We start from the raw sequence: 15,765 nt of genomic DNA on the forward strand, positions 1-15,765 counted from the left end.
GACAGTCATCGTACGGAGTTATCCGTTAATCGAGTTTTTGGCGGTCACACTGATCGCCACACTCATTTCTGTGGTATTTAACTATACTCATAACGCTGTAATTGCGAGTTTTTAAGCAAACTCAGTTCCGATTGAGCTTTGTTTTTTGTCTGTCCAGCACAGACACCCACTAACAGAGGAGTTACTTCACGATGCAACGAACCACTATCAGTTTAGCTTTTGCGATGGCATTCGGAGGCAGTGCAGTTTTAGCAGCTCCAGCAGAAGCAAGTACGATTGAAACCCGTTGGACCAACGTTGAAGTAGAAACCGTTGCTGAGGGCCTCGTTCGTCCTTGGGGCATAGCTTTTATCGGTGACGGCCGCATGCTGGTCACCGAGTTGCCGGGACGCTTACGTATCGTTGAAGCCGACGGCACGCTCGGCGATCCCATTGAAGGTTTGCCAGAAGTTCGCGTGCGTAACCAAGGCGGTTTGTTAGACGTTACGCTTGCGCCTGACTTTGCTGAAACTCAACGCATTTATATTTCGTGGTCAGAGCCTGATGCGCCGGGCAGTAATGTGACCAGCACCGCCGTCGCACATGCGCGTTTGGCCGATGGCGCATTACATGACTTTACCCGGATTTTTAGCGGCTATCCAAAAGTCGATGGTGGTCGTCACTACGGTGGCCGCATGGTGTTCACCCCAGACGGGCAACATCTGTATGTCGGCTTAGGTGATCGTGGTCATCAAATGCTCGAATCACAAGACCTCGACAGCCATACCGGTACGTTAATTCGCATTCACCCCGATGGCTCAGTGCCAGCGGACAACCCTTATGTCAACACAGAAGGCGCGTTACCGGAGATCTGGTCTTACGGGCACCGCAATATTCAAGGCATCGACATTCAGCCCAGTACAGGTCTGGTCTGGGCGGTTGAACATGGTCCGCAAGGCGGTGACGAAGTGAATCAGCCGGAACCGGGTAAAAACTATGGCTGGCCGGTCATTACCCATGGCGAACAATACGGTGGTGGGCAAATGGCCGAAACCGTGAGCTTCAAAAAAGACGGCATGGAATTACCTGTTTGGCATTGGACACCTTCGATCGCTGTCAGCGGGATGAATTTTTATGACGGTGATAAATTCCCAGCGTGGCAGGGCAATATTCTCGCCGGTGGTTTGCGTGGCCAGCAAGTCGCACGTTTAGAAGTGGATGGTGACCGCGTGATTCACCAAGAAGTCATGAACATGGATTACCGAATTCGCGAAGTGCGCGTCGGTCCTGACGGCTACATTTATTTGCTCACCGATAATCGTGACAACGACAAAATCTTACGTTTAAAGCCAGCGGAATAAACCATGGCTAAGTTGTACCCAACAAGGTTCGTCGTCATGACGAGCCTTTTTCTCTCGCCGTCATTGTTCACCACCCTTAACGTTGTGGCCGAAGAAACTTCCGCTACCGAGGACGTCATTGTGGTGACCGCAACACGCAGTGAACGTCCTTGGCTATCCACACCTGCAAGTATTGAACGCATTTCGGTACAAGAGCAATTACCTGGCATGCGCACCGATGCCGCCGAGTTACTCATCGGTATCGCGGGCGTGCAGGTCGATACTCGCTATAACTTCGCTCAAGACACGCGCATTACCTTGCGTGGCTTTGGTGCGAGGGCTGCGTTTGGGGTTCGTGGCGTGCGATTACGCTTAGACGGTATTCCACTGTCAATGCCCGACGGGCAAGCACAAACCTCAAGTATTTTGCTTGACGAGCCGAGTCAGGTTGAAGTGCTGCGTGGGCCTTTCGCTGCGGTTTACGGCAACTCGGCTGGTGGCGTCATTGACTTACAGAGCGAGCGACCACGTGAATCTCAGCTTAGCGCCAATTTAAGTGCGGGTAGCAGTGCCCGTGAGCGTCAACATCTGCGTGGCGTGATTGCTGATCAGGGGGAAACCGGTAGCACCTTGAGCTTCGATTATGCACGTTTTCGCACCGATGGTGATCGCCCCAATAGTGCTGTTGAGCGCGACCAATGGGCATTACGCGCTTTTCATACCTTTAGCGATGGTATGGAACTCATTCTTAGAGTCGATGATAACGACGCGCCTTATTTGGGCGATCCACTTGCGCTTAGCCCTGGACAATGGCGCGAAGATCCACGCCAAATTGCTTCGCAAGCGGAAACCTTTGCAACCCGAAAGTCTATTCGTCATCGTCAGCAATCATTGACCCTCCGACAGCGCTCAAGCGCAATGGCGCACCTAGCCAGTTGGCAAGTTAACGCATGGCGCGGAAAGCGTGAAATTGAACAGTACCTAGCCTTTCCCGGCAGTGCGATTACGCAAGCGGGCGGTGTCGTCGATTTAGCTCGCAGTTTCACTGGCGTGAATGCCGAAACCACTTGGCAAGCGCGCAGAAACTGGCGCGTGACCACAGCGTTGGACTATGAAAAACAAACAGACGAACGCCGTGGCTTTGTGAATGATTTTGGCCAACGCGGTGATTTACGTCGTGACGAAACTGGCACCGTCGAAAGTCTTGATGGCTCCGTCATCAGTGACCTGCAAGTCAACGAGCGAGTCGCTTGGGTGACTGGCGTGCGCTACAGCAATCTCGATTTTGCTGTTGTTGATCGTTTTATTGTCGAGGGCAACCCGGATGATAGCGGCGCAGTGCGTTATACCGAGTTTGCTTGGAGTACAGGGCTAAGTTACGCCATTTCACCACAATTAAGCGCATTTATAGCCACTGGTGAAGGCTTTGAAACACCGACCCTCACCGAAATGGCGTATCAGAATGAAGGAACCGGCCTCAATACCGATTTACGCGCAGCGAAACTTGAGCAACACGAAGTCGGCTTGAAATGGCTCAGCGCTACAGTGCAAGGGCAAGTCACCGTCTTTCAAATCAATACCCGCGACGACTTGGTTGTCGACCAAAGTTTGGATGGTCGTACAACCTATCGCAATGCTGCGCGTACCGAACGTGAAGGACTAGAAATTAGTGGCATTTGGCGTTTTGCCCAAGACTGGAGCTTGCGCACGAGTTACACTTATTTAAACGCCAACTATGGCGGTAGCGAAGTGACCAGCGCGGGTAACCGGCTACCCGGTCTTGCCCAACATGAACTGTTTCAACAGCTCGAGTGGCGGCCACTTGGCAGTGAAAGGCTGGAGTTGCTGGTGAATGCTCGTTATCGTTCAAACATAGCCACCAATGATGCAAACAGTGAGTTTGCGCCCAGCGCCACGGTGTGGAACGCAGCCGTGCGCAGTGACTTCGTCGTTGATAACTGGCGCGTCCAACCTTGGTTACGCCTTGAGAACCTCACCGACAAAACCTACGTGGGTTCAGTGGTGGTTAACCAAGGGAATGGCCGGTCGTTTGAACCAGCACCGGGACGGATTTGGATGGCAGGTGTCACTGTTACTCGTCGCTTTTAGTCGTTTTCGCCCTCTAACCAGCGATACAAGGTACGACGGGTGACACCAAGAATATCGGCGGCTTTGCGTTTATTACCGCCGGTTTCTCGCAGAACATACTGGACATAGTCTTGCTGCACTTCGCTGAGTGTGCGTAGCGGCTGAACGTCTTGTCCAGCTTGGTTGTCGTTGGCAACCTGCGGCGCAAGCTGTGGTGAAAGCTGCGATGCCGCCAAGCGCATGCGCTCAGGTAAATGCTCGGGTTCAATTACATCCTCTTGGCAAAACGTGACGGCGCGCTCAATGGCGTTTCGTAGCTCGCGAATGTTTCCCGGAAACGGATAGTGATAGATTAAGTCGAGCGTCGCTGGACTAAACTGACGTGCTGCACCTGACGCTTGGGTCAGCTCGGCAAGAATATGCTGCGCGAGCAGCTCGCGATCGTCACCACGCTCTCGCAAGGCTGGAATCTGCAACGTTAATGCTTCAAGTCGGTAAAACAAGTCTTGCCGAAAGTCGCCATCGCTGACTCGCGTTTCCAGATCACGGTGAGTCGCAGCGATAATGCGTACATTGACCTGCACTTCTTGATCCGCACCGACCGGACGCATTGTCCCCTCTTGCAACACTCGTAATAGCTTAGCCTGCAACTCTAACGGCATTTCACCAATTTCGTCGAGCAACAAGGTACCACCATCGGCTTCTTTAAGCAGACCGGTACGAGCCTTTTGCGCACCCGTAAAAGCACCGGCGGCATGGCCGAAAAATTCACTTTCCATCAACTCTGTAGGAATTCCGGCGCAGTTCACCGCCAAAAATGGTTGGCTTACTCGTCCGCTTTCCGCATGAATAGCTTTTGCTACCAACTCTTTTCCGGTACCACTTTCACCTAACACCAACACCGGCGCGTCAGTGGCCGCAACCTGTTGAATATTCTGGTAGAGCTGGCGCATAGCGCGGCTTTGACCAATCATGCCATGGAAGGTTTCAGCATGCTTTTGCTGACGTAATTGACTGACTTCCCGCTCAAGCCGACGATGCTTCAACAAGCGCTGAATGGTCAATAACAAATGCTCCATGTCCAACGGCTTGGTCATAAAGTCATCCGCACCTTGTTTCAACGCGGCGACCGCCTGACTGACCGAACCAAATGCTGTGATTAACAACATTAAAGGCGCGGGTGACAATGACTTTACGTGCTTGACCAGGCTCATGCCGTCGGCGCCCGGAAGACGCAAATCACTGAGCACCAAATCCGGCTGCCAGCGCTCAATTTGTGGCCAAGCGTCTTCGACGGAGAGAAAGTGACGTACCCGAAAGCCTTCGGACTCCAGTTCTTCAACTAAGAGTTCGGCCAATCCGGGGTCGTCTTCGACGACAATAATGCGTTCATTCCAATTCGCCATTTTCTCTCCAACGACACGTGTTAGGTTGCTAATTTCAGCGTTAACGTCGCAATACAACCGCGACCTTCTGGGTTATTTTCTAACCGCAGCTGCCCCCGGTATTCCTGGGCAACATTGGTTACAATCGCTAAGCCCAAGCCCGTTCCTTCTCCTTGCCCTTTGGTGGTGACAAACGGTTCCATCAGTTCTTGTTCCGACAATGCCTCACTTAAACCGGGCCCATCATCAAGTACCCGAATGGTCACTTCTGGCTGTTGCCTTGAATGCAGACTGACGGGGCCAGATTCATAGTCGACTTGCACCACCACCCATTGGTCGGCAACTTGTGCGGCATTACGGACTAAATTCACCATTGCCAGCTCAAGCCGCGAAGCGCTCGCATAAAAAGTAGGTAGCGGCTGGTCCGGCAGTATCAGCCGCAATTGCAGCGCCTCGTCGTCGAGTTCGTGGCGAATACTGTCTAACACGCCTTGTAATAACTCCGGCAAGCTGATTGCAGCGTCATCCGCAACTTCTTCAATGTGCTCCTCGGCGGGACGACAATAATTCAGGAGCTGTTGAACAATTCGAGTTAAACGCGCCACTTGGCCACGGATCGCAGTTAATTGACGCTGCCGATCGGGATCATTCTCTTTGCGCAATAAACGCTGAGCCCGGCCATCAATTACCGTCAGTGGCGCACCAAGTTCATGAGCAATGCCACTGGCAACATTGCCGATCGCGGCCATTTTTTCTTGATGTTGCAGCTTTTCGGCAAGCTCTTGCTCTTGCCGCCGAGCCTGTTCGAGTTCTTCGTCTTTGCGCTCAATACTGTCGAGCATTTGATTCAAACCACGCGCGATCTCTGCCACTTCACCCGGTCCGTCCGTTGCGGTTCGGTAATCTCGTTCTCCTGCTTCCACCCGTGTCATCGCCTGCTTCAGTTGATTGACATGACGACCGACCCCGCGATAGTGACCAAAAATCACCACAGTTAACGTCAGTAATGCCATCGCCAGCCAAATCACCCAAGCCGCTCGGGTCAGACGCGCAAAGGAAGCCTCGAAGTCGCTGGCCTGACGATTAATTTGGATAAACCCATTCGGTTGCCCGAGCGGATCGAATAAGGGTAAAAACTGCGAGTACATTTCCACCCCGGAAATTTGTCGGGTGCGTTCTTGCTGCTCACCGGTCAACACCACTTCCTGCGCTACTCGGCTGCGACTTAGGTCACGCGAAGCAATACCCGCTGCCGCCACTCGATTACCGTTGGCGTCGTATACCGACGCGCCATAAACTCGGCCAATTTCGAACACCGACTCAAGCGCACGTTGTACCGCCTCTTCGTCATTCTCCAAAATAGCTTCCTGCACAGGTAAGCGGATGGCCCGACCCAGCAACTCCAAATCATCTTTGAGTCGTTCGGTTTCAAGACTATTGAGTCGCTCAATACCAACCCCCAGCCCGATACCCACAATCGCTAGCATGGGAATAACGACGTACACCAGGAGGGCGCGCTGAACACCCGATAACTTCCACCATGAGGCAGATGACGCTAAATTTCGTTTCACATTAAGTTCTCGCATTGGCTAATTCTGACACAAAATGACACGGACATAAATGACACATGTGACAAAAGTATACACATTAAGTCGCTAAAAGCGTCTGTTAAGATTCCGCCAAAATATTGTAAAGCCCGTGCATTTAACTAAAAATCAATAACTTATGATAACAACTTAAAAGTTGGCATGGTCTTCGCTTTATTCTTGAGTGACAACTTAATAAATTTGAAAAACGTCCACAGGAGGACTCATGTTAAAACGTACTTTTGCACTTTCAGCTCTCGTTGCCGCTATGTTCGCGACACCAGCTCTGGCACAAGACCAAGATGCAGCGGCGTACGCGCAACAGCAAATGGAACAAATGGCCAATGAGCCAGTAACTGATGAGCAACTCGAGAAGTTCGTCGAAGCCATTGAGCACATTGAACGCATCAATAATGAGTTCGTGACGGCGCTAGAAAGCGTTGAAACTCAAGAAGCCGCGCAAGAACTACAAATGAACGCTCAGCGTGAAATGGTTGAGTCCGTTGAAGACACCGGATTGAGCGTTGAAGAGTACAACGCGCTGGCCTATCGTTTGCAGAACGACCCAGAAGTTCAGCGCCGCGTTGAAGAAATGCGTGAAGACGAAGACGAGCGCTATTAATCACTGCTCTTGAATAGCAGTTCGCACGTCCGAAGCCCCGACATTGTCGGGGCTTTCTTGTCTTCAAAGCACGGTGTTCACTCATTCTCTTCTGACGTTATGCTAATACTGAATTTTTACGGTATGATGTTGGCGTTCGCGTGCAGCAAGACTTCCCGAGAAAGTCTGCATTGCATGTCATTGTCTGAGATAACAACAGAAGAGGAATTACTATGCGCCACCTTTGGTTAGGTGCGTCAGCGCTCGTTTTGCTCGCCGCATGTGCAGAAGCACCGCAGCAGGCCGAAGTTGACCCGTATGCACCGCAAGCAGACGCTGAAGGGCTGATTGACGCCCATTTTAGCGACACCTACCGTGAACATTTACGCACTTTGTCATCTGACGAATTTGAAGGTCGTGCACCCGGCACCCGCGGTGAAGAGCTGACTATCGATTATATCGCCGGCATTATGCGTGATCTCGGCATTCAGTCGTTCACCAACGAAGACTATACGCAGCCGGTGCCACTGGTCCGTATCGCACCAAGTCGCGTGACCAATATGCAGCTTGAACACAACGGCGAAACGAGCGAACTGACCTACCGCAGCGAAATGATGGGCTGGACCAACCGCGTGGTTGACGGTGTGACTGTTGAAAACAGCGACATGGTATTCGTTGGCTACGGTATTGTTGCGCCGGAATTTGGCTGGAACGACTACGAAGGTCTCGACGTTGAAGGCAAAACTGTGGTGATGTTTGTTAACGACCCTGGTTATGCTACACAAGATCCTGAATTATTTAACGGCAATGCCATGACGTACTATGGCCGTTGGACCTACAAATTTGAAGAAGCCGCCCGCCAAGGCGCAACCGGCGCGATTATTATTCATGAAGACGGTCCAGCCGGTTACGGCTGGGGTGTCATCGCTGGCGGTTCGCCAGTGCGTTTCACCATGAAAACTGAAAACAACAACATGCACCGCGTTGAACTCGAAGGTTGGGTGACTGCGGATAGCGCTGAAAAGTTGTTTGCAAATGCCGGCATTTCCTTGGCTGAAGCACATGAACTGGCACTATCGTCAGACTTTGCTCCGGTTGACCTAAACACCAGCATGTCGATGATTGTTGAAAACGAGTTCTCATATCTCGATACCCACAATATTGTTGGTTACATTGAAGGCAGCACCTACCCAGAAGAGCACATTATTTATATGGCGCACTGGGACCATATGGGTGTTGACCCCATTAGTGGTGAAATTTTCAATGGTGCTCAAGACAACGCAACTGGCACAGCTGCATTACTGTCTATGGCAGAGAAATTTGCTGCTGGTGAAACACCAGAGCGAACCGTGGTCTTTGCATTTGTCGGCGCTGAAGAACGCGGTCTACTTGGCTCTGCTTGGTACGCCGAAAATCCGTTAATGCCTCTAGGTAAAACAGTCGCGGGCTTTAACATGGACATGTTCTATGCGCACGGCCCAGTGCGTGACTTTGTTGTGGTCGGTTGGAATAATTCCAACATGCAAGACTTTGCTGAGTCACACGTCATCGCGCAAAACCGTTACATGTCGCCAGAAAACAACCCAGAAGCGGGTATTTTCTATCGCTCAGATCACTTCAGCCTTGCCAAGCAAGGTGTGCCAGTACTCTATGCAAAAGGCGGCGTCGATCACTTCACGCTTGGCCGCGAGTACGGTGAGCGCGAAGCGGCTGAATTTATTGCCAACCGCTATCACAAAGTTGCTGACAAATACGACCCCGAGTGGGATTTACGCGGCATTCACCAAGACATGTGGGTGTTTTTCCGCACCGGCCGTGACCTTGCCAATAGTCGTGTTTGGCCACAATGGGCTACCGGCAACGAGTTTGAAGCGAAGCGCTTAGAAACCGAAGACATGCGCCGTTAATTTAAACTCAGCGTTAACGTTAGAAGCGGGAAGACATAGTGTCTTCCCGTTTTTTATTGAAGCCTAAGCGGAAAGCGCGATGCGCTGAGTGTGCAGCCAGAGCTGTTGATGAAGTTTGGCAACCGGTTCATAGGCGCCATTGGCGAGCCACTCCGCGAGCACAGGTCCCACATCCGGCCATTCCATGCGCACGGTGCGGCTTGTTTCTAGCCATTCCTCGACATCGTTCACATTCAGCGAGTCCATTACCGTTGCGAGCTGACGTGTGGCTAAACAATGGGCATTTGCAAGCTGTTCGAATTGTCCTGTCAGAGGCTTAACGAGTAATTTCTTGCCATACGCAAGCGCTTCACTGCTGGTTTCAAAGCCAGCGTTAGCGATAACACCTTCAGCACGTGCAAAGGCGAGTGCGAACCCTTGGCGGGATGGGGCAAAACACTGAATATGACCGTGATCTTCACGTTGCGCCTCTGGGTGATAGACGGCAAATTGATACTCGGGGAAATTCTGCAGCAAAGCCAGCACGTGCGCCAGCGGCTCAAACGGTAAATAGACTAAAATTTCATGGCCCAAGATCGGCAAGGCGCCGGCGGGTCGATGAATCAACGGCGGTAATACGTGTGGGCCGATGTCTTCCCAATGCATACCCACGGTGACATCGCAGGGCGCAAACTGGCGCAACATAGTCCGTTGCAGTAAAGAGGTCGGTAATGCAGCAGACTGTTTGAAAAAAGCATACTGGCGGCCTAATCCAATACAGCGAACCCCTTGACGGCGAGCGGCCCATGCGGTCACCGGCTCAAAATCCGTCACCACCAGATCGTATCGGCTGAGGTCTAACTCACGCACGTCCTGCCAAAATTGTGTCCAAGGATTGTGGCTAATGGTATCGAGTACCGAGACGCGACCATCGCGCACTTGAAAGCTTAATCCTTGCCGCCATTGATAAGCACCGAAGGCCTCCATATCAAACAATTTTTCTGGTGCCCGACCGGAGACGAGAAAGTCAGCTTGCACGCTAGGATGATGCGAGAGCGCTTGTGCCAATGCATGGCAACGGCTGATATGACCATTACCAGTCCCCTGTACGCCAATTAAAATATTCATCGTCCGTTCCTTTTCCTGATGACTACAAGATGCCGCTGATCGAGAGTGCGAGCCAACCGAGCGCCGAACCCAACGCCGCTCCAGCCAGAATATCCGTGGGGTAATGCACACCCAAGGCAATGCGTGACAAACCAACCAATGCCGCCCAGATGAACAATGGCACTGCGAGTGCAGGTAACAGGGTCGCGGTGGCCGTGGCAAAAAGAAATGCCGCGGTAGTATGGCCCGAAGGAAAGCTGAATTTGTCGCTTGCTTGAATCAACGAAGCGAAGTGAGGGAGTCGCGAGTAAGGTCGGCTGCGACGAAGGGTGTTCTTTAACAGCCAATAAATCGGAAGCTCAATAGCGAAGGCCAGCAAGAGAACCTGCAGGACGGGGAAGGCTTGAGTTGAGCCCACTGCAAACAAAGCCAGGCAAAAAAGTAAATAGCCGTAACCATCGCCGGAACGCGACAACCAGCGAGCCAGCGCGCCATTGCCGGGGCGCCGCAATTGTTGACTGAGCCAGCAAAAGCAGCGATCTTCGAGCTGCTGCGCTTGCATCCACTTGGATAACGGCGGCGACTTTTGACGACTGACTAGGCTTGAAGTTTTCATCATCATGGCTCCCGTCTTTCAGTTGTAGCTAGTGTAGGTGGGGGCAATGACAGATTTGTTACAGCGGCATGATCGTTTGATTAATTATTCATCAAGTGAACCAAGGCTTTCGCAGCGGCTCTCTTGTTTCTAAAAGGCGGCTGAGGCATGATGCAAGCCTTGTTTAACCTGTTCCCTCTTCGCTAGGAAATCGACGTTATGATGCAATTATTCGGCAGCTTCACTTCACCTTTTGTCCGTCATATTCGGGTTGCGTTAGCGGATACCGGCCTAGCACACGAATTTATTGAAACCGATTACAGCCAAAGCGCCGCTGGCTCTCCGGCACAGCGCGTACCTTTTTTACGCACTGACGTCGGTGGTAAGACACTGCAACTCAATGACTCCACCTCGATTCTTAAATTGATCCGCGAGTCCGCCGGTGAATCGTTTTGCGCTGATGTCGAGTCACTGGATTTATACTGCCTGATTAACACCGCTCTCGACACCACCGTTAATTTGTTTTTACTTGAGCGCGAAGGCTTAACGAGCGATGCGAATCCATATTTACAGCGGCAAGCGGCTCGCATTCAAACCTCGTTACTAGCACTGGAAGACTATCCGTGGCCAGCGCAATTACCATGGGATGATGCTGGCATTCGCCTGGCTTGCTTTATGGACTGGGCGCTTTTCCGTCAACGCTTAGACTTCAGCAACTATCCAACGTTACTGAAATTACTCAACGACGCGAAAGCACAGCCGTCGTTTGTCGCTACCGCGCCACCACAGGCATAACCCGCATGGCCGCTGAACGTCGCGCATTTCTCTTGGCGTTAGCGGCCGTTTTGTTGTGGTCGACCGTTGCGACCGCCTTTAAGATTACCCTGACTTATCTCTCGCCACTGCAAATGGTTGCTGCGGCGAGCGTGGTTTCTTTTGCATTTTTGCTCTTCGTGATTTTGGTACAACAGCGCCAGCACGAAATCATTCCCGAACTGCGTAAGCACCTGCGTTATTACCTTGCACTGGGCTTGCTCAATCCTTTGATTTACTACTTAGTGTTGTTTCAGGCCTATACCTTATTGCCCGCTTCACAGGCACAGCCACTGAACTACACTTGGGCGATTGCCTTAACCTTGATGGCCGCGGTATTTCTTGGCCAAAAAATTCGCAAACGTGATTGGATCGCCTGCGTGCTTGGTTATCTCGGTGTGTTGGTGATTGCGACCCGAGGCGATATCCTTGGTTTAAACTTTACCAGTGTTGCCGGGGTGGGCTGGGCGTTATTGTCGACATTTTTGTGGGCGGGTTATTGGATTTTGAATACCCGCCATCAGTCCGAGCCGGTCTTAACGTTATTGCTGTGTTTTGGTATTTCCTTGCCGTTCTCTCTGGCTGCGAGCTGGTATTTTACCGACTGGAGCGGTATTCCGTGGCAAGGCTGGGCCGCCGTGACCTACGTTGGTCTATTCGAAATGGGTTTAACCTTCGTATTGTGGCTAAAAGCGATGAAATTGACGCAAAACACCGCGAAAATAAGCAATTTAATTTTTATTTCGCCGTTTATCTCGCTTGTGTTACTTGCCGTCATTATTGGTGAAACCATTTACCCAGCCACAGTTGTTGGTTTGCTATTGATTATTGGTGGATTGGTCATTCAACAATGGCGCCGGCGCACGCGCGTGGCCGGCGAAGGTTGAGGCTAACTACCATTAAATAGGACGGTGACCGCGACACCGGCAGCAAAACCAATCAGCAACGCCATGCAGGTCGGTAATAACCAAACCGGTTTAGCACGGCCTTGATCGGCACTTGGCGTTTGCGACAACAGTATTTCACGTGGCACCTCGAGTACCGCACAAATTGCATTGCAGGTTTCTAACGAGCCTTGTCCTTGACTCTCAACACGCTGGATCGTGCGCAAGCTCAGTCCAGCGACATCACCCAACTGCTGTTGCGTCCAGCCTTTTTGCAGGCGCTTTTCACGGACAATTTCAGCATTTACGTTCATTCCAAAGCCACCTTACCCAAAAAAGAAGTATTTCGTGAGCTTGGCAAACGTATAGCCAACACCGTAACCAACGACAAGACCAATCAGCAGACTGGTAATCCAACGCCAGGTCGATTGCTTCGGCTTTTCCCCTTTTTGCTCTTCCGCAAACAGGATAATTTCATCTTGGTCAATCAGTTGCTCGCCGCGATAGAGCTCGGCGACATAAATGCCACGAAAGGCGTCACCCCAGCTGCGTACACCAACTTTCAACGCATACGCTTCACCGTCCACCTGAAAGGTATGGGTGCTCATTTTTCGATAGGAACGGTTTGACGAAACGAGTTCATCGTCTAAGTAAATGCGCTCGGCGCCGGTAAAGCTGGAAAACCAAACGCGTAATTGGAGACCACGCACATCAAAGTAAAAATTACCGCCATTGCTCATGGATAAGGAGCTTTTCGGGCTGTTCGTCAAAGATTGTTGCTCTTTCATGTTGTATTCCTTGGTTTAGCTGAACTGCTTGAGTGCATTCCACCACACTACTCAGCTAAATTCGGCGTCAGTCCTGCGTCAGGCAGGCTTTTGTCATATGACACTGAGCCGCCATGATTTTTAACTTATTGATTTATATTGGTTTGTCAATTAATCGCGGGAACGGAAAATACTGGCCACGATAAACGCAGCGATCACGCCCGTAACCACCCCAAGCGCAAACGAGTTCGTTGCGACCATACCCACAGCACCTAACGCAATACCCGCAGCGACTCCTATGACAATCGTTTTGGCTAAGTTTGTGTTCACGCGTTCGACCTCCGCAAATTGAATCGGCTATTGGGTTAATACTAGGCGTTTTTTGCACTATAGTTAATGATTAAGTTAAAAGTAGTTTCGAAAACAAGGACAAACGAATTTATGGCGAAATCAACGACAAGCGCGGAAGCAAACCAAGAAGCCCCTAGTGAGAGTTTAAAAACGCCGATCTATGGTTTGTTCGTTCTCGCCATCTTATATACCTTCTACCTTGCGCACCAAATTGTCTTGCCCATTGTTCTGGCGATATTGGTTACCTTGCTATTTTCGCCTGTCGTCGAAAAGCTTTACAAAAAATGGGGGCTACCGAAGTCAATCTCAGCCTTACTTCTTTTAATCAGCTTACTTGCAGCGATGGCTGGCATTGTCGCTGCAGTCAGTCAGCCATTACTAGAGTGGGCGGCGCGCGCGCCGCAAACCATCTCACAGCTTCTCGTCGGTGAGAGTGATCTGCAACGTCACCTGAGCACATTAACCGACACAGCAGCCGAAATTGAAGAGCAACTCGAAGAGCAAATGGGCGATGATGCCGAAACGCCACAAACCGTCGTACTGCAAACCGACTCGTGGCGGAACCAGCTCACCACCGGCCTGTATCAAACCGCTTCTGGGGTGACATTGGCGCTGGCCTTAACCTATTTCTTGTTGGTCAGCGGCGACCGTATGCTATTGAACCTCGCGGATCAAATGAAGCGCCGAAAACGACGAATCATGATGCGGATTATTCGCAGTGGCCAAGAACAAATCGCTCGTTATTTGGGCGTCATCACGCTGACCAACACGAGTATTGGTGTCGCTATTGGCCTGATTGCTTGGGCCATAGGCATGCCTTCACCGGTGGTGTGGGGTCTCATCGTTGCCTTGACACGTTTTATCCCCTACCTCGGTGTGTTCATTGCTTTTGGTTTACTCACCGTGGTTTCTGTCACCAGCTTTGATTCCGTGTGGCAAATGGCCGTCGTACCGGTCAGTTTCATGATCATTAGCAGTTTAGTTGGCTTCTTTTTGGAGCCGTACATTCACGGCATGCGACTTGCGGTCAATCCCGTCGTTATTTTCATTGCCATCTTCTTTTGGGGTTGGTTGTGGGGGCCGATCGGCGTGTTTATTGCGGTGCCACTCATGACCGTCATCATGGTGGTGATTAGTCACATTCCCCAAATGAATAGCGTGTATCAAGTCCTGTCGAAGGACAGTGTGAAGACATTACGCAAAAAGGAATCTTCATGAGCCGTGAGTCCGCAGCAAATACCGAATACACCAGCGAGGGCAAACCCTGCCAAACCAAACGCATACAAGCACGGATGTCCGATGTGGGTGGCATACCCGTGGCGCGGACTTTGCCGACGAAAGCGCAACGTACGATTGGCCCCTGGTGTTTTCTCGACCATGCCGGCCCCGTCACTTTTTCTGCAGACGAAACGGGCATGCAGGTTGGCCCGCACCCACACACCTGCCTGCAAACCTTCACGTGGATGCTTGCCGGCGAAGTATTGCATCGTGATAGTTTAGGAAATCGGCAAATCATTCGTCCCAGTCAAGTCAACTTAATGACGGCTGGCCATGGCATCAGCCATACCGAGGAATCTGTGTTCAGCAAGGAAAGTGGACGCGAGCTGCATGCCGCGCAACTGTGGATTGCAATGCCGGAGTCCGAGCAAAACAGCGCACCTGCCTTTGAACATTATTCAGACTTGCCGATAATGCACCTTGGCCATGTCGCCTTAACCCTTCTGATCGGTGAATTTAACGGACAAAAAGCACCCACACGGACATATTTGCCAATTGTTGGCATAGATTTGCACTTTGCGGCCGATGATGAAATATCGGTCAATTTAGAGCCGGCGTTCGAATATGGCATCACCGCATTAGTCGGCGGTTTTTCCCTAACCGGAACAACCTTCAATCAAGATGAGTTAGCCGTGCTCGCGACGGGGCACGACACCGCAACAATTAGCGCCAAAAAGGGAAGTCGATTGCTCCTCATTGGCGGCACACCTCTGACCAAACCGATCACAATCTGGTGGAATTACGTAGGGTATAGTAAGGAATACATTAGCCAAGCCCAGCAAGACTGGCATGCGCATCACAAACGCTTTGGCGATGTACCGAATAGTAACGCGGCGCGCATGCAGGGGCCGGAAGTGCCTTGGCGCTAGACCAAGGTGTCCGAATTCATTTCAGTAGTAAGGAGTCAAAATGGCACAGTCGAAGAAAAAGATTCTCGCATTTGCCGGTAGCTTACGCAGCGGTAGTTTCAACAAAAAGTGGCTATTTGCAATACAAGGTTGGATTCTATCTGAGTAGTTAAACTGGAATCAACTCTCTTTTGTGCAAAAGGTGGTTGACAATTACTTGCTTGAAATTGTACTGTTTCGTGCAAAAGGTGGTTGGA

15 protein-coding genes are annotated in these 15,765 nt (G+C 51.2%); 8 read left to right on the forward strand and 7 right to left on the reverse strand.

Going from position 1 to position 15,765, the window contains the following annotated elements; translation table 11 throughout:
- Positions 1-191 precede the first annotated feature (191 nt).
- Together LAT77_RS11835 and LAT77_RS11840 are read left to right on the forward strand one after the other, a co-directional pair.
- The gene (locus tag LAT77_RS11835; protein WP_290564773.1) at positions 192-1,340 is read left to right on the forward strand and encodes a PQQ-dependent sugar dehydrogenase; all 1,149 of its coding nucleotides are present in this window, start codon (positions 192-194) and stop codon (positions 1,338-1,340) included.
- Between the two features lie 36 nt (positions 1,341-1,376).
- Positions 1,377-3,428, forward strand: a complete 2,052-nt coding sequence (locus tag LAT77_RS11840; RefSeq protein WP_290564774.1) for a TonB-dependent receptor — start codon at positions 1,377-1,379, stop codon at positions 3,426-3,428.
- Here LAT77_RS11840 and LAT77_RS11845 read toward each other — a convergent pair.
- Both LAT77_RS11845 and LAT77_RS11850 read right to left on the reverse strand, forming a co-directional pair.
- Positions 3,425-4,813 carry a sigma-54 dependent transcriptional regulator gene (locus tag LAT77_RS11845; RefSeq protein ID WP_290564775.1) on the reverse strand — a complete coding sequence of 463 codons (1,389 nt, stop codon included), beginning with the start codon at positions 4,811-4,813 and terminating at the stop codon, positions 3,425-3,427. The two genes, LAT77_RS11840 and LAT77_RS11845, sit on opposite strands and share 4 nt — an antisense overlap.
- 20 nt (positions 4,814-4,833) lie before the next feature.
- Positions 4,834-6,378, reverse strand: a complete 1,545-nt coding sequence (locus tag LAT77_RS11850) for an ATP-binding protein (protein ID WP_290564776.1) — start codon at positions 6,376-6,378, stop codon at positions 4,834-4,836.
- Between the two features lie 226 nt (positions 6,379-6,604).
- Here LAT77_RS11850 and LAT77_RS11855 point away from each other — a divergent pair, with 226 nt between their 5' ends.
- The gene (locus tag LAT77_RS11855; protein ID WP_290564777.1) at positions 6,605-7,000 is read left to right on the forward strand and encodes a DUF4168 domain-containing protein; all 396 of its coding nucleotides are present in this window, start codon (positions 6,605-6,607) and stop codon (positions 6,998-7,000) included.
- Between the two features lie 212 nt (positions 7,001-7,212).
- Positions 7,213-8,886 carry a M28 family metallopeptidase gene (locus tag LAT77_RS11860; protein WP_290564778.1) on the forward strand — a complete coding sequence of 558 codons (1,674 nt, stop codon included), beginning with the start codon at positions 7,213-7,215 and terminating at the stop codon, positions 8,884-8,886.
- A gap of 63 nt (positions 8,887-8,949) precedes the next feature.
- Here the strand turns inward: LAT77_RS11860 and LAT77_RS11865 are convergent, their stop codons facing one another.
- Entirely contained in the window at positions 8,950-9,993 is a 1,044-nt protein-coding gene (locus LAT77_RS11865) for a glycosyltransferase family protein (protein WP_290564779.1), read from the reverse strand.
- Positions 9,994-10,015: 22 nt separating this feature from the next.
- Positions 10,016-10,591, reverse strand: a complete 576-nt coding sequence (locus tag LAT77_RS11870; RefSeq protein ID WP_290564780.1) for a phosphatase PAP2 family protein — start codon at positions 10,589-10,591, stop codon at positions 10,016-10,018.
- Positions 10,592-10,786: 195 nt separating this feature from the next.
- Here LAT77_RS11870 and LAT77_RS11875 point away from each other — a divergent pair, with 195 nt between their 5' ends.
- A complete protein-coding gene (locus LAT77_RS11875) occupies positions 10,787-11,362 on the forward strand; it encodes a glutathione S-transferase N-terminal domain-containing protein (protein WP_290564781.1) in 576 nt (191 codons plus the stop codon).
- Positions 11,363-11,367: 5 nt separating this feature from the next.
- Positions 11,368-12,267: a DMT family transporter gene (locus tag LAT77_RS11880; RefSeq protein WP_290564782.1), complete on the forward strand. Its 900-nt coding sequence runs from the start codon at positions 11,368-11,370 to the stop codon at positions 12,265-12,267.
- Between the two features lie 2 nt (positions 12,268-12,269).
- Here the strand turns inward: LAT77_RS11880 and LAT77_RS11885 are convergent, their stop codons facing one another.
- The 3 genes from LAT77_RS11885 to LAT77_RS11895 form a co-directional block, all read right to left on the reverse strand.
- On the reverse strand, positions 12,270-12,578 hold the full coding sequence (locus tag LAT77_RS11885) for a helix-turn-helix transcriptional regulator (RefSeq protein ID WP_290564783.1): 309 nt from the start codon (positions 12,576-12,578) through the stop codon (positions 12,270-12,272).
- A 12-nt stretch (positions 12,579-12,590) separates the two neighbouring features.
- Positions 12,591-13,052, reverse strand: a complete 462-nt coding sequence (locus LAT77_RS11890) for a hypothetical protein (protein ID WP_290564784.1) — start codon at positions 13,050-13,052, stop codon at positions 12,591-12,593.
- Positions 13,053-13,202: 150 nt separating this feature from the next.
- Positions 13,203-13,361 (reverse strand): hypothetical protein, encoded by a 159-nt coding sequence (locus LAT77_RS11895; protein ID WP_290564785.1) that lies wholly within the window; start codon positions 13,359-13,361, stop codon positions 13,203-13,205.
- 111 nt (positions 13,362-13,472) lie between these two features.
- Here LAT77_RS11895 and LAT77_RS11900 point away from each other — a divergent pair, with 111 nt between their 5' ends.
- Both LAT77_RS11900 and LAT77_RS11905 read left to right on the forward strand, forming a co-directional pair.
- A complete protein-coding gene (locus tag LAT77_RS11900; protein WP_290564786.1) occupies positions 13,473-14,600 on the forward strand; it encodes an AI-2E family transporter in 1,128 nt (375 codons plus the stop codon).
- Positions 14,597-15,529, forward strand: a complete 933-nt coding sequence (locus LAT77_RS11905; RefSeq protein ID WP_290564787.1) for a pirin family protein — start codon at positions 14,597-14,599, stop codon at positions 15,527-15,529. The genes LAT77_RS11900 and LAT77_RS11905 overlap by 4 nt, the downstream gene beginning before the upstream one ends.
- Positions 15,530-15,765: the final 236 nt, after the last annotated feature.

This window comes from Aliidiomarina sp. (assembly GCF_022565475.1).
Classification (GTDB): Bacteria; Pseudomonadota; Gammaproteobacteria; order Enterobacterales; family Alteromonadaceae; genus Aliidiomarina.

Coding starts and splice junctions, on each gene's coding strand:
- LAT77_RS11870 (WP_290564780.1), bottom strand. CDS start 10,591: ATGATGAAAACTTCAAGCCTAGTCAGTCGTCAAAAGTCGCCGCCGTTA.
- LAT77_RS11865 (WP_290564779.1), bottom strand. CDS start 9,993: ATGAATATTTTAATTGGCGTACAGGGGACTGGTAATGGTCATATCAGC.
- LAT77_RS11840 (WP_290564774.1), top strand. CDS start 1,377: ATGACGAGCCTTTTTCTCTCGCCGTCATTGTTCACCACCCTTAACGTT.
- LAT77_RS11880 (WP_290564782.1), top strand. CDS start 11,368: ATGGCCGCTGAACGTCGCGCATTTCTCTTGGCGTTAGCGGCCGTTTTG.
- LAT77_RS11860 (WP_290564778.1), top strand. CDS start 7,213: ATGCGCCACCTTTGGTTAGGTGCGTCAGCGCTCGTTTTGCTCGCCGCA.
- LAT77_RS11845 (WP_290564775.1), bottom strand. CDS start 4,813: ATGGCGAATTGGAATGAACGCATTATTGTCGTCGAAGACGACCCCGGA.
- LAT77_RS11900 (WP_290564786.1), top strand. CDS start 13,473: ATGGCGAAATCAACGACAAGCGCGGAAGCAAACCAAGAAGCCCCTAGT.
- LAT77_RS11875 (WP_290564781.1), top strand. CDS start 10,787: ATGATGCAATTATTCGGCAGCTTCACTTCACCTTTTGTCCGTCATATT.
- LAT77_RS11850 (WP_290564776.1), bottom strand. CDS start 6,378: ATGCGAGAACTTAATGTGAAACGAAATTTAGCGTCATCTGCCTCATGG.
- LAT77_RS11890 (WP_290564784.1), bottom strand. CDS start 13,052: ATGAAAGAGCAACAATCTTTGACGAACAGCCCGAAAAGCTCCTTATCC.
- LAT77_RS11835 (WP_290564773.1), top strand. CDS start 192: ATGCAACGAACCACTATCAGTTTAGCTTTTGCGATGGCATTCGGAGGC.
- LAT77_RS11855 (WP_290564777.1), top strand. CDS start 6,605: ATGTTAAAACGTACTTTTGCACTTTCAGCTCTCGTTGCCGCTATGTTC.
- LAT77_RS11905 (WP_290564787.1), top strand. CDS start 14,597: ATGAGCCGTGAGTCCGCAGCAAATACCGAATACACCAGCGAGGGCAAA.
- LAT77_RS11885 (WP_290564783.1), bottom strand. CDS start 12,578: ATGAACGTAAATGCTGAAATTGTCCGTGAAAAGCGCCTGCAAAAAGGC.